The sequence below is a fragment of the Mesorhizobium sp. WSM4310 genome (assembly GCF_007003935.1).
In the GTDB taxonomy this organism is placed as follows: Bacteria; Pseudomonadota; Alphaproteobacteria; order Rhizobiales; family Rhizobiaceae; genus Mesorhizobium.
Window position 1 is genome coordinate 79,541 of sequence record NZ_VFTA01000024.1, and the last position, 23,140, is coordinate 102,680.

A 23,140-nucleotide genomic window follows, 5' to 3' on the forward strand; every position below is an offset into this window, starting at 1 on the left:
CGGGTTGAAGCCGTCGTCAATCAACGATGTGGACGGCGCATCGGCACTGACGGGCGCGACACCGCAAATAGCCGCAAATCTGTGTATGGTCGTCGGCGGCAAATGCTTGGGAGGGAAAGATGACACGAATAGCAAGCCTGATGGCATCCGCATTCATTCTGCTTGTGCCGCTGTCTTCGGCGCACGCCGCCGTGCCCGAAGGGGCAACCGCGCTTTTCGAGGCTAAGACCGTGGCCGCGCGCGACAGCGCCCTGTCGACGCTGGAGGCGGCCGCACCGAAAGATCCGGCATCGGCCTATGCCGCAGGCGCCGGTGAGTTCTTCACGGCACTTGAACTGCTCGCCAGCGGCCTGCACCGCCACGGCTTCGAAAGCCCGCAATCCTTCATGCTGCCCCTGATGCAGCTGCCGGTGCCCTCCAATCCCAATCCCGAGCCGCTGACCTACGAAGAGTTCCGCGCCATATTGGCGGCCTTCCGCGACAGGTTGGCAAAATCCGCCGCGACCCTGGGCTCGGTGCCGGCCGATGCCGATATCGGCATGGTCATCGACCTCACCCATGTCGGCATCGACCTCAACGAGGACGGCACGATCGCGCCGGACGAAAGCATGGCGGCTATCATGGCCGCGCTGTCGCACGGTGGCCTTTCGCAGGGCGATACCGCACCGGCGCTGACCTTCCGCTTCGACCGCGCCGACGGCTATTGGCTGCAGGGCTATGCCGAATTCCTGATGGCGCAGGCCGATTTCTGGCTGGCGCATGATTTCAGAACCACTTTCGATGGCTCCTTCCACATGCTGTTCCCGCGCGCCAAGCTGCCCTTGCAGGATATTCTCGTGCCGCCGCCCAGCGAGGTGGGCTCGAGCATGTTCGCCTCGGAATGGCGCATCGCCGATTTCATCTCGATGGTGCACATGATCAACTGGCCGGTGGTCGAACCGGAGCGCCGCAAGGCGGCCCGCCAGGAATTGCTCGAAATGATCCAGCTGTCGCGCGAGGATTGGAAGGCGATCCGCGCCGAGACCGACAATGACCGCGAATGGCTGCCCGGGCCACAGCAGAAGGGCGAGAACCCGCTGACAGGCCTCGAAGTCGGCGAGGAGCAGGTCCAGGCGTGGCTCGCCACCTTGACCATGGCCGAGGACCTGCTCGAGGGCCGCGCGCTGCTGCCGCATTTCCGCATCGCCGGCAAGGGCATCAACATGAAGCGCTTCTTCGACGAGCCGAAGCCCTTCGACCTGGTGCTGTCGATTACCGGCCCTGGAATCGCGCCTTATCTCGAAAGCGGCAGGATCCTGACCACCGAGGATTTCGACCAGATCCAGCGCGAATTTGGCGGCGGCGGGTTTTTGACGTTCGCGCTGTGGTTCAACTGAGCGGCCTATCAGAAGCTGGATCCCTGCCCTCGCTGGGCGCGGGAGAAGTATCCAGCATCCACGGCGCCAGCAGTTCCGGGAAAATCGTGAAACGGTTTTCCCGCAGAAATTGTGTCAAACAAAGAGTTGGAAAAGCCATCGCTGAAGCCGCAGCAGCCCGGCCATGGCGGCGGCTATCAGCGCGTTCGATATCACACCGATGACGGCGGTCGTCCAGGCGATTTCGCCGGATTGGCCAAGGACAACGAATGGAAATCCAGCGGCGATGACGACAATCGCCGCGCACAATCCAAGCCAGGCCACGCCCGGCCTTTTAACCAGCCGGCTGAGAAAATAGGCGATCCCGACCAGCAGGATCCTGAGCGGGTCCAACAGCTGGGCGATGACGATGGCGGTCAGAAGCATGAACGGGGACTTGGACTGGAGTACCAAAAAGCCTTAGCGCGGAAACCCGTGCAGCCGGCCAAGCAGCCACTGCAGCGGATTGCCGACGAAGGCGCGGGTGACGAACGTGTCATGGGCGGCATCGGAGGCGAGCAAGGCGATGGTTCCGGCTTCGAGCCGACGCGGCGGATCGGTGCTGGCGTCGATGCCCTGGCCCGCCAGCAACTGCCTGATCTCGGCATTGCCGGAGGCCGAGGACTTGCCATAGGCGCTGACGAAGAAACTCTTCCGGTGCTGCGTGATCCAGCTGGCGAAGATGTCCGCCTCGTCGAAGACGGCGTCGAGCAGGACGACGCCGAGCAGGCGTCCACCGATGTCGCCGTTCCTGAGAATGGAAGCGGCCGGATTGTAGCCGCCGCTATAGGCCACCAGCACCACCGGCATGGCGTCGAACTTTGCCGCCTTGGCGCCGGTCAGCCTGGCCATGCCTTGCGCAGCCTCGGCCATGAATTTGGTAAAATAGCCCGGCGTCCAGAAATTGCCGGCGCTGGAATCCTGCGCATTGCTGGCGAATTGCGGCGCCACCAGCACGGCGTTGAGGCCGGACGCCTCGACCTGCGTGACGACACGCTGGCGGCCGACGACATCGCGCTGCAAGGTGGCGCCATTGCCGTGGAAGAACACCACGATGACCGCCGGCCTAGCCGGATCGAACCCTTTCGGCACCGCCAGCAGCGTCGAGCGGTCGGAATAGGTCTCGTCTTCCCAATAGATGCCGCCGCGTGGCGAGGTGTGGCCGCGCCTTCCATCCGCCGCCGTGACGTCGAGAAACGGCGCCGAGCCGTCGGGCAGCTTGCCACGGTAGGGAAAGGGCGATGCCTTGAACGGCACGATGGTGGATATGGCCTTGCGCAAGCGCGCCCCCTGGCTCACCGCCGGAAACATCGCCGTGGCCAGCAATCCGGCAACGATGGCGCGGCGGTCCGGCATCAGGCCGCCACCAGCCGCACGGACGGCGCTTTCGACGGCAACAGTACGGCAAAGAAGGCCGGGATGGCGATGAGATAGGCGATCGCCGCCCATTGCAGCACGGCGCTCAGTCCAAAGCTGGTGGCGACGATCGGCACGGCGGCCGAGCCGATGACCGAGAAACAGCCATTGATGCCCCAGGCCCAGACGAAAAGATGCTCCTTGCCGAGCCGTGCCAGCCAGGTCATGGCGGTGGCCATCGGCATGCCCATCAGGAAGGCCGGCGGCGACACCAAAAGGAAGCAGAGCAGCAGGCGCACCGCATAGGGATAGGCGCCGATCCGGTCGAGCACCGGCGACAGATAGAAGCCATAGGCGAGCAGCAGCCCGCAGACCGCCAGCAGCACGATCGGCAGCAGCGTCCTGGCGCGGTCGAAGATGCGCTCGGCAAACAGGCTGCCGAGCCCGGAAAACACCAGCATCGAGGAGATCAGCACCGAGGCCGACACGGTCGGGTTGGCGAGCGCCACCGTAAAGCGGCTGATCAGCCCGACCTCGACCATGATGTAGCCGAGGCCGAGACAGGCGAAATAGAGGATGGTGCCGAGCTTGCCGCGCGAGCGCGAGAACACGATGCGCCAGCCGAAGATGACCGGCAGCAGCACCAGTGATGCCGCCGTGATGCAGGCGATGCCGAGCGTCGCCCAGATCAAGAGATAGCCCCAATCGTCCTGGAACAGGTCGAGCCGGTCGAGCGTGCGCGGCAGGTCGGCGACCTTCACATAGGCGGCGAAATAGGGCTGGTCGTTGCTCAGCGCCCGGGTGTCGAAGACGTAGTCGCCGGCAAGTTTTTCCCAGCCGCCGGTCAAAAGCGCGTGCCAGCTCATGCGCTGCAGTTCCGTCGCCGGCAGCACTTGCGGGCCGGCATCGCCGCCGGCCCCCGCACAGGCGTCGAGCGTCGGATCGGCCGGCGCCGTCGGGTCGCAATCAGGATTTGCCGGCGCGGTCGGGTCGGCAGGCGCGGTCGCGCCGGCGGCCGGCTGCTGCGTCAGTGTCGCGTCCTGTCCGCTGCCGAAGATCGAGGCGCGATAATCGTCGAGCACCTTTTGTGCGCCCGAACCGTCATAGGTCATTCCTGGATAGTAGACCTCCTCCCAGGACATCGACTTGGTGTAGTCGCGCAGCGTCTTGATTTCGGCCTCGGTAAAGCCGCCGCGCTTGAACAGCACGGTCGTGGTCGAGAGGTAACTCGAGACCGCGAAGATGTCGTTGGCGGCGCCCTGGCTGTCGAAGGTCCTCGCCGCCTCGGCGACGGTCGAATAGAGCTTCAGAACCGATTTCGGCGGCTCTTCCTTGTTCCACAAGGTGATCGACAGCACGCCGCCATCGGCCAGCGCGTGCATGTAGCTCAGCATCGCTTCGCGCGTGTAGGCGTATTTTTCCGAGATGGCGAAGCCGCCGGGATTGGACAGGCCGACACTGTCGGCGAGGCTGAGGTCGATAACGTCGTAGCGCTCCGTCGTGTTGGCCAGGAACAGCCGCCCATCATAGTCGATGACCTTGAGCCTCGGCTCGGCCAGGATGTCGCCGGTGACATCCTTCAGCACAGGGTCGCGGAACGCCCGCAATGTCATCGGATTGCTCTCGGCGACGGTCACCGAGGTCGAATCGGCATTGAGCGCCGCCTGCGTAGAGATGCCGCCGCCGAACTGCACGACGAAGGTTTTGGGCTTATCCTTGATGACATAGGGATAGTGCATCGGCAGATAGCGGAAATAGACCTGCTCGGCCGGCGCCAGGTTGCGCATGATGCCTTCAGGCCCGTCGCCGTCGCGATACATGCCGACATAGGTGTTGGCCGGCACTTCAGGCATGCCGAAGGCGGCATTGTCGCTCAGGCCCGGCGCGAAATGCATGTAGGAGCTGGCATAGACCTGCAGATCGCCGAAGGGCGAGACGCTGCGGTAGATGCGCTTGCCGTCCGGAAAATTGCGGGCATAGGCGACGCCCTTGTATTGCGATACGGCTATGTCGGGTATGCCGAGCAGGCTGGGCAGCATGAGATAGCCTGATATCGACAGTGCCGCGACCACGACGCCGGCGACGACGCTCTTCCAGGCGCCGAAAGCAACAAACCACAGCAGCGAACCGGCGGCCCACAAAAGCAGCGGCACGACGATGATGGTTTCCGGCGCGAACAGATAGAGCGAGACCAGCACGGCGAGGCCGGCAAGCCCCGAACCGGTGAGGTCGGCGAAATAGACGCGGCCGAAGGCCATGCGGCTTTTCAGGAAGACGATGCCGAGGAAGAACGCGCCGGCCAGGAACGGCAGGAGATAGAGCAGGAAATTGGCGAGCAGCCGCCATTTCTGCGCCGGATCGGACACCAGGAAGATGGCGTTGAACGGTACCGTCTGGGCAACCAGGTTGGAGCCGACGGCGAGCGGGCCGATGAGCAGCAGGGCCGCAGTGGCGGCCCCTTGCCAATGGCGGTCGAACCAGCCCTTGCCGGCGAAGATGACGACGCTGGACAGCGAAAAGCCGAGCATGGCGAGGCTGACCACCAGCGAGCCGAAATGCGACCAGCTGCCGACCGCGAACACCCGCATGACGGCGATCTGCAGGGCGATGATGGCGCCGGCGACCAGCCCGACCGCGAGGTAGTGCGCCGGCCGTGGCGCCTCCAGGGAAGGGATGCTCAGGCGGGAATTCGATGCAACGGCTGCCATTCAGGTCCCTTGATGCCGCAAATGCTCAGCCGTTGTGCGTGCCGACGATCTGGTCGCCCTCGAGCTTCGTGAACGGCACGAATGGCACCACCTTGCCATTGTAGATGTCCGAGCGGACGATGTTGAACGTGCCGTCGGCGAGCTGCTGCTTGGTCACCTTGAGCACGTGCTGCGCCCCCGGCGGGCCGACCGGAATGACCATCACGCCGTTGGGCTTCAGCTGCTGCAGCAGCGACGGCGGGATGTGGTCGATGCCGCAGGTGACGATGATCTTGTCGAACGGGCCGACGCTTTCCCAGCCATAATAGCCGTCGGCATTGCGGCTGGTGACCGAACCAAACTCACTGTAGCCGCGCTCGACCAGCCCGTCATAGGTGCGCCGCGTGCGCTGCGCCAGCGGATTGATGATCTCGATCGTGTGCACCTTGTCGGTGAGGTTGGCGAGATAGGCCGACTGGTAGCCCGAGCCGGTGCCGATCTCGAGCACGGCCTCGCCGAATTGCACGTCGATCGACGTCGTCATCCGCCCGACGAGGTGCGGACCCGAAATCGTCACGCCATAGCCGATGTCGAGGAAGGCATGGTCATAGGCGCGCCCCATATTCTGCGGCAGCACGAATTCCTCACGCGGTGTCAAAAGGAAGGCGCGCTTGTTGCGGTCGTCCAGCACGTCCTTGTTGTAGACCATGATCTGGAAGCGATCGAATCGCTGCGCCAAAAGCTTCGGATCCTCGCCGCGATTGGCCACCATCCAGTCAATGAACGATTTCTTGTCGTTGATCGGCACTTCGGCGTTGCGGTCGTAGGGCACGGGCACGTTGGCCCTGACCGCGGCCGGAAGAATGGAGAACGCCGCCGCACCCGCCGACAGCGTCAAGAAATCTCGACGCTTCATGGAAAAAGCCTCCAAAAGTGGCCTTTGCCACCCCAAAACCAAGCACTTCAACCCGATTGCACCGCCTCCCAAAACGAGTCAATGGGCGTCGGGGGACGACCGTGCGGGCCGAAAAAATGTGGCAAGCGGGCAACAGTTTCGCCGATGCCATCGGCTTTTTCAGGGCCGTGTAACGGCACGCCGCATTGCCGCAGGGCCCGCCGGAGCGACCTTGCCTTATATTAGCAATGGCTGTTTTGCTTGACTCGGTCGCCAAAAACAGGCAGCAAACCTGCATCGGAAGGGCTGAAATACCGCGTGCATGATCGTGGACGAGCCTTTTTTGGCACAAAGTCCACGCCTCTCGGTTGGTTTTGAGAGGGATTGGTTAACCAACTTTGTCCATATTTTGAAGCAATCGGCAATCAACGACAGGCGCGGCAAACGCGTCGGGGACCACCCTGGGATCACTCGCAGAATGGTCGTCGCGGCTGACAAGGCCACGTACGGGGAAAACCGATTGGAGCGAGATTGGTTGCATGGCGTTGTCGAGTAAACACAAAATAATCCGGGACCAGCGCGAGGGCGGCGAGTTCGTCGATGCGCAGCGCACCCCTTCCTTCAATCCGAAACGGATCGTCCGCTGGGTCGCGGTCCCCGGTGCCAGCGCCGCCGTCGGCCTCTGGCTGATCGGCACCATGGCCGGCCTCAGCTCCGTCGGTGCGTCGCTGTCGGCGACATCGAGCGGCCTGCCTCAGACGCTGGCCATGCCGGGCTCGCTGGCGATGGCCGATCCGCTGAAACAGCATTTCCTGAGGTCTTCGGCGCCGTTCGTGCTGGCCAATGCCCATGGCGGCAGCCAGGCCTTGCATGACCATGCCGTGCAATGCGGCGCCACCTGCTTCAAGCTGGCCCGTGTGAGCCCGCTGGGTGAGAAATCCGCGCGCCTCGCGGCCCACGCAAGGCCGGAACAGCCAATCTTGAAGTCGAAGGCGCAGGAACGCTTCGACCGCATGGAGGCGTCGCTGTCGCCGACCAAGCTCGCCGCCGCCTTTGCCGGCGCCGGCAAGCCCGTCGCCACGGCCGACGCCCGCCCGGTGATTTCCACGGCCGCGCCGCAGATTACCGAGGCGTCGCTGGTTCCGTCGGTCCAGGTGGTGGCCAGCCTGTCGAGCGACATGCCGGCTCCGGTGGCGGAACGCTTTGCCCGTGCCGATACCGGCGCCGTCGTCCAGACCGCGCCGGCGCCGATGGGCCTCGCCCAGTCGCAGGCGCCTGACAACACGCAGCTGGCGCTGGCCCTCGTCCAGTCGCTGCCCGTCGAGGACGAAGCATTTGCCTCTCCGCTGCCGATGACCGAATCTTCTGCCGATGTCGCGGTTGCGCCTGCCGAGACCCAGCCGCAACAGCCCGGCGACGCTGCCTCGCTGCCGGATGCGCTGACCGACGACGTGCCGCTGCCGACCCGCCGCCCGCAATATGACGCGCCGCGGCAGCCAAGGGCCGTGGTGGAACAGGATGAGCCGGCGCCGCAGCCCAAGATTGCTCAGCCCAAGATCGCGCAGCAAAAGCCGGCGCCGGAGGCAAAGCCGGTCCAGCAGGCCCAGCCCGCAAGGCCGGCCCGGGCCGGCCGCGATGGCGGCGATGTGCTGGCCTATGCCAAGCCGGACACGCCTTCGGGCGGCCTTGGCCAGGCGTTCAGGAACCTCTTCAATGGACCGAGCGGCGGAAGTGGAGCCGGCCACGGCGTCGCGGTCTATGACATCAGCGCCAAGACCGTCTACATGCCGGACGGCCAGCGGCTCGAGGCCCATTCCGGCCTCGGCGCCATGGTCGACCAGCCGCGCTATGTCCATGTGAAGGATCGTGGCCCGACGCCCCCCAACACCTACAATCTGTCGCTGCGTGAATCGCGCTTCCATGGCGTCGAGGCATTGCGCCTGACTCCGGTCGGCGGTGGCAACAAATACAACCGCAACGGCCTGCTCGCCCACACCTACATGCTGCGCGGCGGCCGCGCCGAGTCCAATGGCTGCGTGGTCTTCAGGGACTATTCCCGCTTCCTCGCCGCCTTCAAGAAAGGCAAGGTCACACGCCTCGTCGTCGTGCCGCGCCTCAACGGATCGCCGACCCAGGTCGCGACGGACAACGCCCGCGGCGCCTGACCGCGGGCGGATGACCCCCTCGGCAACTGCCTCCTCCTGACAGCCTGCTGTCAGGAGCTGCATCGGGGCATGCGCCTAGCCGCATCGCGCTCTTTCCATTTTCGCCAAGACCTCCCATATTCGGGGCATGGCCAAATCCCCCGATAAAAGAACGCCGCCGACGGCGAATGACGATCGCGCCGCGCCGAAGCGGCGCAGCCCGCTGACCGATTTCCTCGACGCCTCCGAGCCGCTGCATAAAGGTGGCTTTGCCGAGATGCCGCAGCCCGAACTGTCCGGCACGCCGCTGACCGGTTCGATCGCCGACTGGGCCGAACAGATCGAGCAGGAGGCGGAGCGCGAAGGGCGCCAGGCTGGCAAGGGCGACGGCGGCAAAGCGCCAAGACCATCCAAGAAGGTTCCCGAGCGTTCCTCCGCGCCCGGGCGCACGGCGCGCGGCACCTCGATGGGCGGCGCGGCCACCGCTCGCGAACGCGCCGCGGCCGGCCTCAATCCGGTCGCCGGCCTCGATATCTCGCTGGAAGAAGCCGAGACGATGACGTCGAGCGGCGTCACCGCGACGGTCGCCGCGCTCTCGGCGCTGATCGAATCCGGCAATCCGCTGCACAAGGATGGCGTGCTGTGGACGCCGCACCGCCCTGCCCGGCCGGAAAAGTCGGAAGGCGGCATCGCCATCAAGATGGTGTCGGACTTCGAGCCGGCCGGTGACCAGCCGACCGCCATCAAGGACCTTGTCGAAGGCGTCGACAACAACGACCGCACCCAGGTGCTGCTCGGCGTCACCGGCTCGGGAAAAACCTTCACCATGGCCAAGGTGATCGAGGAGACGCAGCGCCCGGCCCTGATCCTGGCGCCCAACAAGACGCTGGCCGCGCAGCTCTATTCCGAGTTCAAGAAATTCTTCCCCGACAATGCGGTGGAGTATTTCGTCTCCTATTACGACTACTACCAGCCGGAAGCCTACGTTCCGCGCACCGACACCTTCATCGAGAAGGAATCCTCGATCAACGAACAGATCGACCGCATGCGCCACTCGGCGACGCGCTCGCTGCTCGAGCGCGACGACGTCATCATCGTCGCCTCGGTGTCCTGCATCTACGGTATCGGTTCGGTCGAGACCTATACGGCGATGACCTTCCAGATGCAGATCGGCGACCGGCTCGACCAGCGCGCTTTGCTCGCCGACCTCGTCGCCCAGCAGTACAAGCGCCAGGACATCAATTTCGTGCGCGGCTCGTTCCGCGTGCGCGGCGACACGATCGAGATCTTCCCGGCCCACCTTGAGGATCGCGCCTGGCGCATCTCGATGTTCGGCGACGAGATCGAGCAGATCACCGAGTTCGATCCGCTGACCGGCCAGAAGACCGGCGAGCTGAAAAGCGTCAAGATCTACGCCAATTCGCACTATGTGACGCCGCGCCCGACGCTCAACCAGGCGATCAAGTCGATCAAGGAAGAGCTCAAGCAGCGGCTGGTGGAACTGGAGCGCGCCGGCCGCCTGCTGGAAGCGCAGAGGCTGGAGCAGCGCACCCGCTTCGACCTCGAAATGCTGGAAGCCACCGGCTCCTGCGCCGGCATCGAGAACTATTCGCGTTATCTCACCGGCCGCCAGCCGGGCGACCCGCCGCCGACCTTGTTCGAGTATATCCCGGACAATGCACTGGTGTTCATCGACGAAAGCCACGTCACCGTGCCGCAGATCGGCGGCATGTATCGCGGCGACTTCCGGCGCAAGGCGACGCTGGCCGAGTATGGCTTCCGCCTGCCCTCCTGCATGGACAACCGGCCGCTGCGCTTCGAGGAATGGGACGCCATGCGCCCGCTGTCCGTCGCCGTTTCGGCGACCCCGGGCGGCTGGGAAATGGAACAGTCCGGCGGCGTCTTCGCCGAGCAGGTCATCCGCCCGACCGGCCTGATCGACCCCCCGGTCGAGGTGCGCCCGGCGAAAAGCCAGGTCGACGATGTCGTCGGCGAGATCCGCGAGACCACGGCCGCGGGCTACCGCACGCTGGTCACGGTGCTGACCAAGCGCATGGCCGAGGATTTGACTGAATATCTGCACGAACAGGGCGTGCGCGTGCGCTACATGCACTCCGACATCGACACGCTGGAGCGCATCGAGATTCTGCGCGACTTGCGCCTCGGCGCTTTCGACGTGCTGGTCGGCATCAACCTTTTGCGCGAAGGCCTCGACATTCCCGAATGCGGCTTCGTCGCCATTCTCGATGCCGACAAGGAAGGTTTTTTGCGCTCGGAAACCTCGCTCATCCAGACAATCGGCCGCGCTGCCCGCAACGTCGACGGCAAGGTCATCCTCTATGCCGACCAGGTCACCGGCTCGATGGAGCGGGCGATGGCCGAAACCAACCGCCGCCGCGAAAAGCAGATGGAGTGGAACGCCGCCAACGGCATCACGCCGGAATCGGTCAAGTCGCGCATCTCCGACATTCTGGACTCGGTCTACGAGAAGGACCATGTCCGCGCCGACATTTCGCAGTTCACCGACAGCGCCGGCGCCATGATGGGCAACAACCTCAAGGCGCATCTCGACGCGATGGAAAAACAGATGCGCGACGCCGCCGCCAATCTCGACTTCGAGAAGGCCGCCCGCATCCGCGACGAGATCAAGCGGCTGCGCGAGATGGAACTGTCGATTTCCGACGACCCGCTGGCCAAATACGCCGAGATGGAAAGCCCGGTCTCGGGCCGCGAAAAGGGCAAGCACAACAAGGGCGTGGCCAAGCATCGCACGGCTGAGGAACAGGAACGTTTCCGCAAGCTCGACGAAGCACGCGCCGCCGAAGAGGCCGCCAGGGCTGCCCGGCCCAACCTGTTCCGCAAGCCTGATCTCGACGAGATGGGCGCCGACGGCGCCGTGCCGGTGAAGAAGCCGCTGTTCGCCAAACCCTCGATCGACGATATGGGGCCCGGCACCGACATGCCGACGCCTGCGGGTGTAATGTCACGTTCGCTGTTCAAGAAACAGTCGGCGTCCGAAGCGCACGGTTCCGACTTCGGTATTCCCGGCGAGCCGGTCAAGCCGCTGTTCAAGAAGAACTCTCTGGACGAGATGACCGTGCGGCGCACGGAAAAGCCGGTCGAAGGAAAAGTGCCGGCGAAGCCCCAGCCGATCTCCCCCCTCGTGGGGGCCGGCAGGACAGGCGCGACAGATCGCGACGACAAACCAATCATCCGCCAACGCGCCGGAATCGGCTCCTACGAGGACCCAGGCGACGCCCGCCGCGAAAAGCGCCGGCCTGGGAAAACGGGCAGGCCGGGCAAGTAGCGGCCTGTAAACATCACGTTTCGATCGGTTGCGATTTTCAAGCGCCATCACCTAGAATAAATGATGGTGGTCGTTCGCAGACTTGATGAGAAAGAGTTCAAAGCCTGCTTCGCTGAGCCGATGACGAATGTCACCGCCACGGTGAATGCCGTCGTAGACATATGGCCCTATGTCGACGCACTGGACCTCAACGATATCGGTGTGCCCTACCTGAACGACGTACACTATGTTTACCGGGATGCCCAAAATCGGTTTGACCAGGTTTTGATTGGCACAGGCAGGTTCAACGCCTTCTCGTGATCATTATCGATCTCCGCGCCTGTACGGTGTTCGGCCATTTCCTGCTCGACCTCAACAAGGAATATGAACTAAGCGGCGGTCACCTGAGACCCGTGTAATCTCGAAACTGTATTTGCCGGCCGACTGGACCATGCGCCTTCCCTTGTCAGTCGCCGGCCGAAGCGATACGGCCGTGGGGCTCTCGTCTCCCGCCTAAACCTCACGCAGCCGCGCGAAATGAAACCCAAGGATATCGCAGCCTACGCCTTCCTGGCCGTCACCTGGGGCCTGTCGTTCCTCGTGCTGCTCAAGGTGGTACACGCATTCGGCTGGGTCGGCGCGGTGACCTTGCGCTCGCTGATCGCCGGCATCACGCTCTTCCTGCTGGCGGCGGCGACGCGGCGACGGCTCGATTTCAGCGCCGGCTGGCGGCACTTCGCCATGGTTGGCGCGACGACCGTCGCGGCGCAGCTGATCGGCCTGTCCTACGCCACGCCGCGTATCGGCACGGCGATGGCGGCCATTCTCGTTGCCGCGATCCCGCTGTTCTCGATGATCCTTGGCCAGTTATGGGGGCTCGAGCGCATCACCGTTCGCGGGCTGGCCGGCTTGCTGCTCGGCGCTGCGGGCATCGTGGTCTTGGTCGGCTTCCCTTCGGTGCCGATCACGCCGTCCTTCGCATTCGGCTGCGCCGCCTCGCTGTTCAGCTCCTTCTCCGCCGCCTTCGGCAGCAACTACGCCAATCGCCATCTGCGCTCGGCCGGCTCGTTCGAACTCACCGGCGCCGCCTTTCTGTTCGGCGGGCTGATGACACTGCCGCTGCTGCTGGCCGTCCCGGTGCCGGCCATGCCGCGCCCTGTCGATTTCCTCTATCTCGCCCTTCTCGCTTGCGTGATGAGCGCGCTGACCTATGTCGTCTACTTCCGGCTGGTGGCCAGCATCGGCGCGACCAGGACGATCAGCGTCGAATTCGCCGTGACCACGATCGCCGTGCTGGTTGGCACTGTCATGCTCGGCGAGTCGCTGACCATCATCCAGGCCTTCGGCGCGGTAGCAATCATCGGTGGCTGCATATTGGTGCTGGATCCGTTCCCGCACCGGGCGAAAGCGGCGGCCTTGCCATCCGCACCGCCTTTGGTGTAATCGCTTCGCACACTCGAACGTCTTGAAAGGAGGGCTGCGTGTCTATTGATCACCATCGTCAGCGTGGCCCGATTTCTGCCCTGCAAGCCAGCTTGCAGGGCTGACCAGGGACGGTCCGGGTTTTTCCCGCTTCGATTTTTTTGGTCTGCCCTTCGTGGTGCCGCAACGCCGAGCCTGATGGCCAGCACGCGCACCGTCAAAGTGCATCCGGAGTTGTTTCCGGCAAGACCAGAGAAATCACAATGGCCCTGATCAGCCTCAAATCCCTCGGCGTCACCGTGAGTGCGCCGCTCTTCGCAAACCTCGACCTCACCATCGGCAGTAGCGACCGGCTCGGCATCGTTGCCGCCAACGGCCGCGGCAAGTCGACCTTGCTCAAATGCCTGACCGGCGAGATGGAGCCGACCTCTGGCGACATCACCCGCACGCGCGGCTTGCGCGTCGGCCATGTCGAGCAGTCGGTTCCCCCTGCCCTTCTCAGCCGCAGCTTCCATGAGGTGGTGGCCGGCGCCTTGCCGTCGGAGCAGGCCGAAAGCGAGATGTGGCGCGTCGACGTGGTGCTGGATTCTCTCGACGTGCCTGAGCCGATGCGCGAGCGGGAAATGCAGGCGCTGAGCGGCGGCTGGCAGAGGCTGGCGCTGATCGCCCGCGTCTGGGTCACCGATCCCGATGTGCTGCTGCTCGACGAGCCGACCAATCATCTAGACCTTGCCCGCATCAGCCAGCTGGAAACCTGGCTGAACGCGCTGCCGCGCGAAGTGCCCGTCGTCATCGCCAGCCATGACCGCGCCTTCCTCGACGCCACCACCAACCGGACGCTGTTCCTGCGCCCGGAACAGTCGCCGGTGTTTGCGCTGCCCTACTCCCGCGCCAGACAGGCGCTCGACGAGGTCGACGCCTCGACAGCGCGAAAATTCGAGCGCGACATGAAGGTCGCCCAGCAGCTGCGAAAGCAGGCCGCCAAGCTCAACAACATCGGCATCAATTCCGGCAGCGACCTCTTGACGGTGAAAACCAAGCAGCTCAGGGAACGGGCGGACAAACTCGAAGAGGAGGCGGTATCGGCGCACCGCGAAAAATCGGCCGGTGCGATCCGGCTTGCCAATCGCGGCACCCACGCCAAGGTGCTGATCACGCTCGACGACGCGGTGGTCGAAACGCCCGATGGCACGCTGCTGTTCAAGACCGGCAAGCGTCACATCTGTCAGGGCGACCGCATCGTGCTGCTCGGCCGCAATGGCGTCGGCAAATCGCGCTTCGTCAGCCTGATCCGCAGCGCCATCGCCGAGCCCGACACGGTGCAGAACGTGAAGGTGACGCCGTCGACGGTGCTCGGCTACAGCGACCAGGCGCTGTCCGGCATCAGCGGCGACGACACGCCGCTGGCGATGGTTTCGCGCCGCTACGACGTCGGCGAACAACGCGCCCGCTCGTTGCTTGCCGGCGCCGGCGTGGTCATCGAGATGCAGGAGAAAAGGATCGGCGCGCTGTCCGGCGGCCAGAAGGCACGGCTGATGATGCTTGCGCTCAGGCTCGCCAATCCCAATTTCTATCTGCTCGACGAGCCGACCAACCATCTCGACATCGATGGCCAGGAAGCGCTGGAGGAGGAATTGCTCAAGCACCAGGCAAGCTGCGTGCTCGCCTCGCACGACCGCTCCTTCATCCGCGCCGTCGGCAACCGTTTCTGGCTGATCGAGAAGCGAAAGCTGACGGAGGTCGAGGACCCCGAGGGCTTTTTCCTTGAGGTAGCGGAAGGCGGCGGTTGAGCGGCGAGACAGGTTCGTTTTGCCTGTAAATTAGTTGCTTACACATCTTGATCTGTGTAAGCAACCTGTTTACATAGATCGATGATCAAGTCCTTCAAGAACAAGGAGCTGTCGGACCTCTTTCAAACCGGAAAAACCGGTAAGATCGACGCCAAAATGCACAAGCGCATTCTGGTCCAGCTTGACCGCCTGGAAGCTTCGGAGAAGCCGGAGGAGATGAACCTCCCCGGCTTCGACTTCCACCCGCTGAAAGGCTTCGATCCAATTCGCTACACGGTCCATGTCAACGGCCCGTGGTGCATCACATTTGAATTCGACGGTAAGGACGCCGCCCGCGTCGATTTCGAGCAATACCACTGAGGCGGCCAGATTGGAGAAGTTCGACTTATGACCGTGCACGAGCCGATGCGTCCGATCGAGCGTTGTCCCTCCCACCCGGGAGCGCTGCTTGAGGACATTATCCCGGCAACCGGAAAGACCAAGGTGGAAATTGCAAATCTGCTCGGGATCTCCCGGCAACAGCTTTATGACATCATCCGCGAAAAGAAGCCGGTTTCGCCGGCTGTGGCCGCTCGCCTTGGGAAGATGTTTGGCGACGGTGCCGCGATCTGGCTTCGGATGCAGGCGGCTTTCGATGCCTGGCACGCCGAGCGCGAGGTTGATGTTTCAGCGATCCCAACGCTTAAGGTCGCATAGCCGCCGCTCTGAGCGACGAAGGCTTCTTCGATCGAATTCGGAGTCGTAACAAAAAATTCGGCGCTCTGTCGGATCGCCTGAACCTGCCACGTCCTTGGGATGCCGACGCGATGATGCCGGCATCAACCCAGGGAGAGAACATCATGTCGGTCCTTTCATCCATCGGTCGCATCGCAACCCAATACGCGGCGGCACGTGCCCGCCATCGCAGCGAACGCATCCTGATCTCGCTGCCAGCCGAATTGCGTAAGGACATCGGCTTTCCGGACCTCTTCGACGCGCGGAACAGCCGTCGTGCAACGACCTTCTCGACCAAGGTCATATGACCGCGATCAGCCTGTTCATGCGATTGCCGCTTCAATCCGCCGGTTGCCCGGCCCGTCCGGGTCCGGCTCGAAAGAAAATTCGCGCCGCCATGTAGGATTGCCGTCACCTCGCGCGTCCTGTGGTTCGTAAGGCCAAGCCGAACGCAAAGAGGAGCAAGACATGACTGACCAGACCCCCATTCAGCCCAGGGCAGAAGTGCTCGGCGGGTTAACCCCTTACCTGCAGGTGGACGGCGCCTTCAAGGCCGCTGATTTCTACAAGAAGGCCTTTGGCGCCAAGCAGGTCTTTGCCTATCCGGCGGATGAAAAAGGCCGCACCATGCACATCCATCTCCACATCAACGGCTCGACGCTGATGCTGGGCGACGCCTATCCCGAGCACGGCCATCCACATAAGGCCGCGCAGGGCTACACGCTGCAGCTCCATCTCGAAGATGGCGACATCGAGACCTGGTGGCAGCGCGCCGTCGATGCCGGCTGCGAAGTGGTCACGCCGCTGCAGGTGATGTTCTGGGGCGATCGCTGGGGCCAGCTGAATGATCCGTTCGGCGTCGCCTGGGCGATGAACGCGCCGGTGAAGTAGCGAGCAGGCGTCGCCCGTCAGGGCTGACGCGCTCACCGCGCCGGGTCGTATCCCCGCCGACCCGGCGCTCGGTTTTCAGCAAGGAGCTCACCATGTCCTATGTCGATGGTTTCGTGCTTGCCGTGCCAAAGGCCAAACTCGATGACTACAAGAAGCTGGCCAACCTCGCAGGCCCCATATGGATGGAACACGGCGCGCTGGCCTATGTCGAATGCATCGGCGACGACGTGCCCTATGGCGAACTCACCTCGTTTCCGCGTGCCGTCCAGGCAAAGGACGACGAGATCGTCGTCTTCGCCTGGGCGGTCTATGAATCCAGGCAAAGCCGCGACACGGTGATGGCCAAGGTGATGGCCGACCCGCGCCTGACACCCGATTTGGGTCCCATGCCCTTCGATATGAAGCGCATGATCTTCGGCGGCTTCCAGCCCTTCATCGAGCTTTGAGCAGTTGAGCCCCACCGCTTCGTCATCCTATGGCGGAGCAAGGCGCGAAGCGACGCGGCGCTGACCCCTTGAGCTGCTCCGCCCGTGGATGACGAAGCTGAGGACCTCGCGCGCTAATCCAACTTGTCCAATAGCGGCTTCAGCCGGTCGCCATAGCGTTTCCACAGGTCGACCGAGCCTTGATACATCGGCTGGCGCACCTGCGCGGCGGACGCCGTGCGCACCGGCCGGTCGGTTTCGTGGAACGACAGCACGGCATCGTCCCATGGCAGGCCGAGATAGTCGATGAGCGCCCGGCTCTGGCCTTCCTGATCGGCGACGAAATCCTCGTAGCGCACATCATGCACGACGCCGGGCAGCACCTTGTGCCAATGCGCCATGATGTCGGTGTAGAGATTGTGGAAGTCGGCGAGCTCGCCGAGATCGTAGCCATAGCGGTGGCTGTCGCCGCGGAAATGCACCTTGTAGATCGACAGGCAGGTTGCAGCCGCATCGCGGGCGCAATGGATGATCCTGGCTTTCGGCATCATCATGTGGATGAAGCCGACAAGCAGGAAGTTGCCCGGCATCTTGTCGGTGACGTGGCTGACATGCGGATAGCGGGCATGCAGCATGTCGAGATAGGCCTGGCCCGCCTCGGCGAAATCCGCATCGTCCGTATCCGATACGCCCCACGGAAAGCCGCCCGGCATGGTCGCCGGGAACTGCTTGCCGACCGCGTTCTTCAGGATGCTGAGCTCGCCCGCGCCATAGACCTGCGGATGGCTGGCGATGATCTGCTCGACCAGCGTCGTGCCCGACCGCGGCATGCCGACGACGAAGATCGGCGCGTCATCGGTGATCGGGCTCGGTCTGTGCCTTTCGAAGAAGCCGGCATCGAACACCGTCTTCATCGCCGCGAATTCCTCGCGCGTCCTGACGGGATCATAGTTGATCCCCTTGCGGCGAATGGCATTGCCTTCGGCAAAATAGTCGAAGGCCTTCTCATAGTCCTTCAGGTCGTCATTGGCCTTGCCGAGGCCGAACGACAGCTGCATGCGCGCCAGGCTGTCCTGCGGCGCCTTGGCATGCTGCGCTTCCATGCCGGACAATTCGGCATCGCGCTCCTTCTGGCGCTTGACCTGCGACAACATCAGCCAGGCCTTGGCCATGCCCGGGTTGACCGCCAGCGCCTGCCGGAACAGATCGGCCGCCTCGTCGAGCCTGCCCTTTTCCATCAGCCCGACTCCGAGCCCATGCAGAAGGTCGGCATCCTTGGGACGGATGGTCAGCGACTCGCGAAACACGGCCAGCGCCTCGTCCAAGCGAGCGGCTTCCTGCAGGGTTTCGGCAAGCCCGATGCGGGCGCGCACATGGAAGGGATTGCGCGCTACCGTGCCGCGATAGATTTCTTCGGCCTCCTCGAACCGGCCGAGCTGCTTCAGCGACGAGCCGAGATTGTCGCGCGCGGCGAGCTGCTCCGGCCGCAGATCCACCGCGCCGCGGAAGAAGTCGGTTGCCGCGGCGACGCGGCCGAGATCGCGCATCACCGTGCCGAAATTGTTGAGGAAATCGGCATTCGTCGGCTGCAGGCTCACCGACCGCTCGATGAGGTCCAACCCTTCTTCGCTGCGTCCGGTCTGGTGCAGCAGCAGCCCCAGGAAATGCGCCGCCGCCGCGTGCTTGGGCTGGCGCGCCAAGACTTGCCGGTAGATGGTCTCTGCCTCTTGCCGGCGCCCGGCCTGGTGCAATTGCAGGGCCTGCTGCACATACTGGTCGAGACCCAGCGGCGGCTGTCCGCCTGCGCCAGACCTGGTTCCCGCACTCGCCGCTCGTCTTTGATCTCTGTTAATGGGAAACCTGCCGTGTTTGTCCGCCTGCTGCGATCTAGGCCATTGGCGCGGCAGGTTCAAGTCTTCGCGGGGTTGCGAGTTCTTTCGGGATGCGTTGAGCGATCAGAGCAACCGCAAGCGCCTCGCGACGTTGAGCCTGCAGTCATATGCAGGAGCCGCCGAATGTCCCTCACCGCCTTTGCCGTCAACTGCTCGCTGAAAGCATCCAGTGACAAGGAAAAATCCTCCACCGACAGGCTCATCGCCGACCTGCTCTCAGCGCTCAAGCCGCATGGCGTGAAGGGGGAGGTCGTGCGCGCCCTCGATCATGATATCAAGCCCGGAGTGCTCTCCGACATGGGCAAAGGCGACGACTGGCCTGGTCTGCGTAAGAAGATTATCGCGGCCGATATATTCATACTCGGTCTGCCGATCTGGATGGGACAACCCTCCAGCGTCGCCAAGCGCGTCATGGAACGGATGGATGCCTTTCTCGAGGAAACCGACGGCAAGGGCCGCATGCCGGCCGCCGGCAAGGTGGCACTGGTGGCGATCGTCGGCAACGAAGATGGTGCCCACCATTGCCATGCCGAGTGCTTCCAGGCGCTCAACGATGTCGGCTTCACCATTCCGGCCAATGGCGGCGTCTATTGGGTGGGCGAGGCGATGGGCGACGTCAATTATGTCGATCTGCCAAAGACCCCCGAAAAGGTCGCCGGCATGATCGAGATGGCCGCGTCTAATGCCGCCCACCTGGCAGCCCTGCTGAAAGGCAAAGCCTATACTGGCGTGGACCGGTAGGACGTTCTCAGCACGGGCCATCGCCGACGACGCGGTAGTCCGCGGCGCGGGCTTCGCAGGCATTGGGGAAGCTGCGCATCTCGCCATGGCGGCGGGCGCAGACGGGCGCGTATTCACGGGTGCAGAACGTCTGCTCTTCGCCACCACCACCACCACCACCATCGCCACCGTCGCCGCCATCGCTGCGGCAGGGGCCGTCGCGCACGATGCGGTATCCGGCGCGGTCGGCAAGGCAGGCATTGGCGAAGGTCTGGCGGTCGCCGCCGCGCCGGGCACAGACGGGCTCGTATTGCCTGGTGCAGAATTCCGGTTCGGGACGCGGCGGCCGCGGTCCTGGCCCATCATCGACGACCACGGTGCAGGCGGCCAGAAGCGCCGACAGGAACAGGACGGCAAACCCTTGCCGCGAAAAAACCGACGCCAGGAATTTGATGCTGATTCCTCCCTCGATCCCATCCCCGATCACGATCCTCGCCATTCCCCTGTCAAATGCAACCCCGCTCGCGGATGCGACCGCGTTCGCGGGGACGGAAACGCCGGTTACAGCCATGGCCGGCGTCCGCCGGCAACACTGGCACATGCGCGACCCTCTCTGTGGGTCAATGACCGGCCCGGCAACGGGGCCTATTTGCGGCCCGTCGACGCTCAGATCGGTCGATTCTTGCGTCGGGATGCGCTCAGTGCGGCGGCCCGCGGCGCTATCTTGCAACCTTCACGTTTCCGTGCGATAAATTCCGTGTTCGGGCATTTGCGACCCGGAGAGCGGAACGTTTTGGACGACCTTTCCCCGATACTGTGAATCTCTGACGGCCCCGTTTTTCGGCGGGGGGTTTGACCATGCGCCAATGCATGACTGCCGAAAGCAACCACCGGGAACTGCCCTCGACGCCAGGTGGCGGGCAGGACCAACAAAGACTGAACGGGTGAAGGAGTTTCCCCAATGGCCCAGACCGGCACCGTTAAATTCTTCAACGCGACCAAAGGCTTCGGTTTCATCACGCCCGACGGCGGCGCCAAGGACGTGTTCGTCCATATTTCCGCGATCGAGGCATCGGGCCTGCGCACGCTCGTCGACGGCCAGAAGGTCACCTTCGACGTCGAGCCGGACCGCATGGGCAAGGGCCCGAAGGCGGTCAACCTCCGCGCTGCCTGAACCATCGGCGCCGCGCGTCCCTGACGGCGGGCGAACGAGGGTTCGAAGCCTGCCCAGCCTGTGGGAACGCAGACAGATTTTTAAAAAGGCGCGGCGATTTTCGTCGTGCCTTTTTTCATGTCCGTGGCGCGGCATCAATGCATGTAGCCCGGAAGTGGATCCGGCCCCCGGTCAACGACATGCATCACAACAAGGGCCTAAGGCGCTTTAAGTGCCCGCAAAACTTTCTCTTGCCGATGACGCTAAAATAAAGGACAAATTTCCTCTCGGGCATTTGCCGGCCCGAGACTGGAGTTTATGGGATCAAAGGAGCTTCCCATGCCGCAGACCGGCACCGTCAAATTCTTCAACCATGCCAAAGGCTTCGGCTTCATCACGCCGGACGATGGCGCGAAGGATGTCTTCGTCCATATTTCGGCCGTGCAGGCGTCGGGTCTTCCCGGTCTCGAAGATGGGCAGAAAGTAACATTCGACACCGAGCCGGACAAGCGAGGCAAGGGACCCAAGGCCGTCAACCTGTCGGTCGGCTGAGCCGGCTTCAGACTGTCGGCTTCAGCAGGGCTGCGCAGCTCGATCAGAGCCTGGTTTTTGACGGCCCTCTTACCCGGCACGTCGAAATCCGTTCAGCCTCCGTTCAGCCACGGTCGCATATTAGTCTTGGGTAAAGCCGGACCGCATCCCCTGCAAAACTGCACGGCCCGGTACGAAGGAGACCAAGATGAACAGAATTTTCAAGACTGCCGTGCTGTCCGCCGCCATGGCGGCCACCATGCTGGTGGCCTTGCCCGCGGCCAACGCCGATGAATGGCGCCATCACCGCCACCACGGCAATGGCGACGCCATTGCCGCCGGTGTGCTTGGCCTCGCCGCCGGTGCGCTGATCGGTGGCGCGCTGGCCAATGACCAGCCACCGCCTGACGCTGACCGCTACTACGATGACGGTTACTACGATCGTGACGTGCGGATCCGCCCGGCACCGGTCCGTCGCTACTATGTCGAACCGCGGGTGGTCTATGCCGATCGCTATGCCGAGCCGTGGACGCGTGACTGGTACGAATACTGCTCGGACCGCTACCGCAGCTTCAACTCCCGCACCGGCACCTTCACCGGCAATGACGGCGAGCAGCATTTCTGCACTGCCAACTGAGTGCATTTCGCCCAAAAGTGCGCAGCGGTTTTGGGATAACGACTTGCACCAGACAAAAACCTAAAGCGCGAAAGCGCTTAGGGCTTCCCTGCCCCAGACAAAAGCGCTGAACGCAAGGCCAGCGCTTTTTGATTGATCTGCAACTTCGTGTCGAGGGTGCTGATCCTAAACAAGGAACGGATTGGTTCGCCGCTCCTCGCCAAAACGGCCGCCGGGGCCGTGGCCGCAGATGAAACCGATATCGTCGCCGAGCGGCAAGAGCTTGTCCTTGATCGAGGCGATCAGCGTCGCGTGGTCACCGCCCGGCAGGTCGGTGCGGCCGACCGAGCCGCGGAACAGCACATCGCCGACATGGGCGAACTTGGCCGCGCGGTTGTAGTAGACGACATGGCCGGGCGCGTGGCCGGGGCAATGCAGCACCTCGAACACATGATCGCCGAACGACACGGTATCGCCTTCGGTGAGGAACCGGTCGGGCACGCAGTTACGCGCCCCGGCGATGCCGTAAAGCCTGCCCTGTTTCTCCAGATTGTCGAGCAAAGGCCTGTCGGCTGCATGTGGGCCGATGATTTCGAGGCCGAGCGCATCCTTCAGCTCCATGGCGCCGCCGGCATGGTCGATATGGCCGTGCGTGATCCAGATCGCCTCGGCCGTGATCGCATTGTCCTTCAACACCGCCAGCACTTTGTCGATATCGCCACCCGGATCGACGACGACGCCGTGCTTGTCGACCATGTCGAACAGGATGGTGCAGTTCTGCTGAAACGGTGTGACCGGCACGATGCCGGCATTGAGCTGACCCATGATCGTCCTTTCGATGTTCACGCGGTGATGTAGAACACTTCCAGGCAAAGTGTGAGACGGTTTTCCCGGGAAAAGCGCGTAGCGCTTTCCCTTGGGAATTGCGTCAAAATAAAGAGACGGAGTGGTTCTGCGTTTCCTTGAAACGATGAACCACTCCGGCGGCGCGAATGAAGGGCGTCCACGCTCGAAACACGAACAGTCAGTCGTTGCAGAAACAGAAATGGGCGGCCGAAGCCGCCCATTTGAACAAACCTGAGACCGTCAGGCTTACTTCTTCATAGCGCCCATGACAGCGCCGATGATGCCGGTCAGGATCGCGCCGCCGCCGGCGCCGCCGACGATGTTGTTGAGGTTGAGCGCACTGCCGAGACCGCTGGTCGCGGGAGCCGCCGCAGCCCG

At 63.5% G+C, this 23,140-nt stretch carries 22 protein-coding genes; 15 read left to right on the plus strand and 7 right to left on the minus strand.

Features of this window, described 5'->3' with window-relative positions; translation table 11 throughout:
* Positions 1-119: 119 nt before the first annotated feature.
* Positions 120-1,376 carry a hypothetical protein gene (locus FJV80_RS23670; RefSeq protein WP_142877550.1) on the plus strand — a complete coding sequence of 419 codons (1,257 nt, stop codon included), beginning with the start codon at positions 120-122 and terminating at the stop codon, positions 1,374-1,376.
* Positions 1,377-1,490: 114 nt separating this feature from the next.
* Here FJV80_RS23670 and FJV80_RS23675 read toward each other — a convergent pair whose 3' ends face one another.
* Genes FJV80_RS23675 through FJV80_RS23690 form a run of 4 tightly spaced genes read right to left on the minus strand, consistent with a single transcriptional unit; the run spans position 1,491 to position 6,353 of the window.
* The gene (locus tag FJV80_RS23675) at positions 1,491-1,781 is read right to left on the minus strand and encodes a hypothetical protein (protein ID WP_095789083.1); all 291 of its coding nucleotides are present in this window, start codon (positions 1,779-1,781) and stop codon (positions 1,491-1,493) included.
* Between the two features lie 33 nt (positions 1,782-1,814).
* Entirely contained in the window at positions 1,815-2,750 is a 936-nt protein-coding gene (locus FJV80_RS23680) for a hypothetical protein (protein WP_142877551.1), read from the minus strand.
* On the minus strand, positions 2,750-5,458 hold the full coding sequence (locus FJV80_RS23685) for a hypothetical protein (RefSeq protein ID WP_142877552.1): 2,709 nt from the start codon (positions 5,456-5,458) through the stop codon (positions 2,750-2,752). Before FJV80_RS23685 ends, FJV80_RS23680 begins: the two co-directional genes overlap by 1 nt.
* Before the next feature lie 25 nt (positions 5,459-5,483).
* A complete protein-coding gene (locus FJV80_RS23690) occupies positions 5,484-6,353 on the minus strand; it encodes a protein-L-isoaspartate O-methyltransferase (protein WP_142877553.1) in 870 nt (289 codons plus the stop codon).
* A gap of 518 nt (positions 6,354-6,871) precedes the next feature.
* On the opposite strand from FJV80_RS23690, the gene FJV80_RS23695 reads away from it, so the two are divergent.
* The 10 genes from FJV80_RS23695 (at position 6,872) to FJV80_RS23740 (ending at position 17,025) form a co-directional block, all read left to right on the plus strand.
* Positions 6,872-8,497 (plus strand): tlde1 domain-containing protein, encoded by a 1,626-nt coding sequence (locus FJV80_RS23695; RefSeq protein ID WP_142877554.1) that lies wholly within the window; start codon positions 6,872-6,874, stop codon positions 8,495-8,497.
* 127 nt (positions 8,498-8,624) lie between these two features.
* Positions 8,625-11,783, plus strand: coding sequence for an excinuclease ABC subunit UvrB (uvrB, locus tag FJV80_RS23700; RefSeq protein WP_142877555.1), 3,159 nt, complete (start codon positions 8,625-8,627; stop codon positions 11,781-11,783).
* Between the two features lie 60 nt (positions 11,784-11,843).
* Positions 11,844-12,083, plus strand: coding sequence for a hypothetical protein (locus tag FJV80_RS23705; RefSeq protein WP_185975252.1), 240 nt, complete (start codon positions 11,844-11,846; stop codon positions 12,081-12,083).
* A 216-nt stretch (positions 12,084-12,299) separates the two neighbouring features.
* Complete coding sequence (locus tag FJV80_RS23710) at positions 12,300-13,205, plus strand: DMT family transporter (RefSeq protein ID WP_095773556.1); 906 nt, start codon at positions 12,300-12,302, stop codon at positions 13,203-13,205.
* A gap of 242 nt (positions 13,206-13,447) precedes the next feature.
* Entirely contained in the window at positions 13,448-14,974 is a 1,527-nt protein-coding gene (locus FJV80_RS23715; protein WP_142877556.1) for an ABC-F family ATP-binding cassette domain-containing protein, read from the plus strand.
* An 81-nt stretch (positions 14,975-15,055) separates the two neighbouring features.
* Positions 15,056-15,334, plus strand: coding sequence for a type II toxin-antitoxin system RelE/ParE family toxin (locus FJV80_RS23720; protein ID WP_142877557.1), 279 nt, complete (start codon positions 15,056-15,058; stop codon positions 15,332-15,334).
* Positions 15,335-15,361: 27 nt separating this feature from the next.
* A complete protein-coding gene (locus FJV80_RS23725) occupies positions 15,362-15,670 on the plus strand; it encodes a HigA family addiction module antitoxin (protein ID WP_095792808.1) in 309 nt (102 codons plus the stop codon).
* 143 nt (positions 15,671-15,813) lie between these two features.
* The gene (locus FJV80_RS23730; protein ID WP_142877565.1) at positions 15,814-15,996 is read left to right on the plus strand and encodes a hypothetical protein; all 183 of its coding nucleotides are present in this window, start codon (positions 15,814-15,816) and stop codon (positions 15,994-15,996) included.
* Between the two features lie 160 nt (positions 15,997-16,156).
* Positions 16,157-16,579 carry a glyoxalase/bleomycin resistance/extradiol dioxygenase family protein gene (locus FJV80_RS23735; protein ID WP_142877558.1) on the plus strand — a complete coding sequence of 141 codons (423 nt, stop codon included), beginning with the start codon at positions 16,157-16,159 and terminating at the stop codon, positions 16,577-16,579.
* Positions 16,580-16,671: 92 nt separating this feature from the next.
* Positions 16,672-17,025, plus strand: coding sequence for a DUF1428 domain-containing protein (locus FJV80_RS23740; RefSeq protein ID WP_095792807.1), 354 nt, complete (start codon positions 16,672-16,674; stop codon positions 17,023-17,025).
* 113 nt (positions 17,026-17,138) lie between these two features.
* On the opposite strand, the gene FJV80_RS23745 is transcribed toward FJV80_RS23740, so the two are convergent.
* Entirely contained in the window at positions 17,139-18,773 is a 1,635-nt protein-coding gene (locus FJV80_RS23745) for a tetratricopeptide repeat-containing sulfotransferase family protein (RefSeq protein ID WP_095773551.1), read from the minus strand.
* A 246-nt stretch (positions 18,774-19,019) separates the two neighbouring features.
* On the opposite strand from FJV80_RS23745, the gene FJV80_RS23750 reads away from it, so the two are divergent.
* Positions 19,020-19,637 (plus strand): NAD(P)H-dependent oxidoreductase, encoded by a 618-nt coding sequence (locus FJV80_RS23750; RefSeq protein ID WP_095789071.1) that lies wholly within the window; start codon positions 19,020-19,022, stop codon positions 19,635-19,637.
* 7 nt (positions 19,638-19,644) lie between these two features.
* Here FJV80_RS23750 and FJV80_RS23755 read toward each other — a convergent pair whose 3' ends face one another.
* Positions 19,645-20,115, minus strand: a complete 471-nt coding sequence (locus FJV80_RS23755) for a Kazal-type serine protease inhibitor (RefSeq protein WP_185975253.1) — start codon at positions 20,113-20,115, stop codon at positions 19,645-19,647.
* 462 nt (positions 20,116-20,577) lie between these two features.
* Here FJV80_RS23755 and FJV80_RS23760 point away from each other — a divergent pair, with 462 nt between their 5' ends.
* The 3 genes from FJV80_RS23760 to FJV80_RS23770 all read left to right on the plus strand — a co-directional run bounded on the left by FJV80_RS23760 (position 20,578) and on the right by FJV80_RS23770 (position 21,937).
* A complete protein-coding gene (locus tag FJV80_RS23760; protein WP_006202520.1) occupies positions 20,578-20,790 on the plus strand; it encodes a cold-shock protein in 213 nt (70 codons plus the stop codon).
* Positions 20,791-21,108: 318 nt separating this feature from the next.
* On the plus strand, positions 21,109-21,321 hold the full coding sequence (locus tag FJV80_RS23765) for a cold-shock protein (RefSeq protein WP_008877668.1): 213 nt from the start codon (positions 21,109-21,111) through the stop codon (positions 21,319-21,321).
* Between the two features lie 187 nt (positions 21,322-21,508).
* On the plus strand, positions 21,509-21,937 hold the full coding sequence (locus tag FJV80_RS23770) for a BA14K family protein (RefSeq protein WP_010911084.1): 429 nt from the start codon (positions 21,509-21,511) through the stop codon (positions 21,935-21,937).
* Between the two features lie 165 nt (positions 21,938-22,102).
* On the opposite strand, the gene FJV80_RS23775 is transcribed toward FJV80_RS23770, so the two are convergent.
* A complete protein-coding gene (locus tag FJV80_RS23775) occupies positions 22,103-22,741 on the minus strand; it encodes an MBL fold metallo-hydrolase (RefSeq protein WP_142877559.1) in 639 nt (212 codons plus the stop codon).
* Positions 22,742-23,140 lie beyond the last annotated feature (399 nt).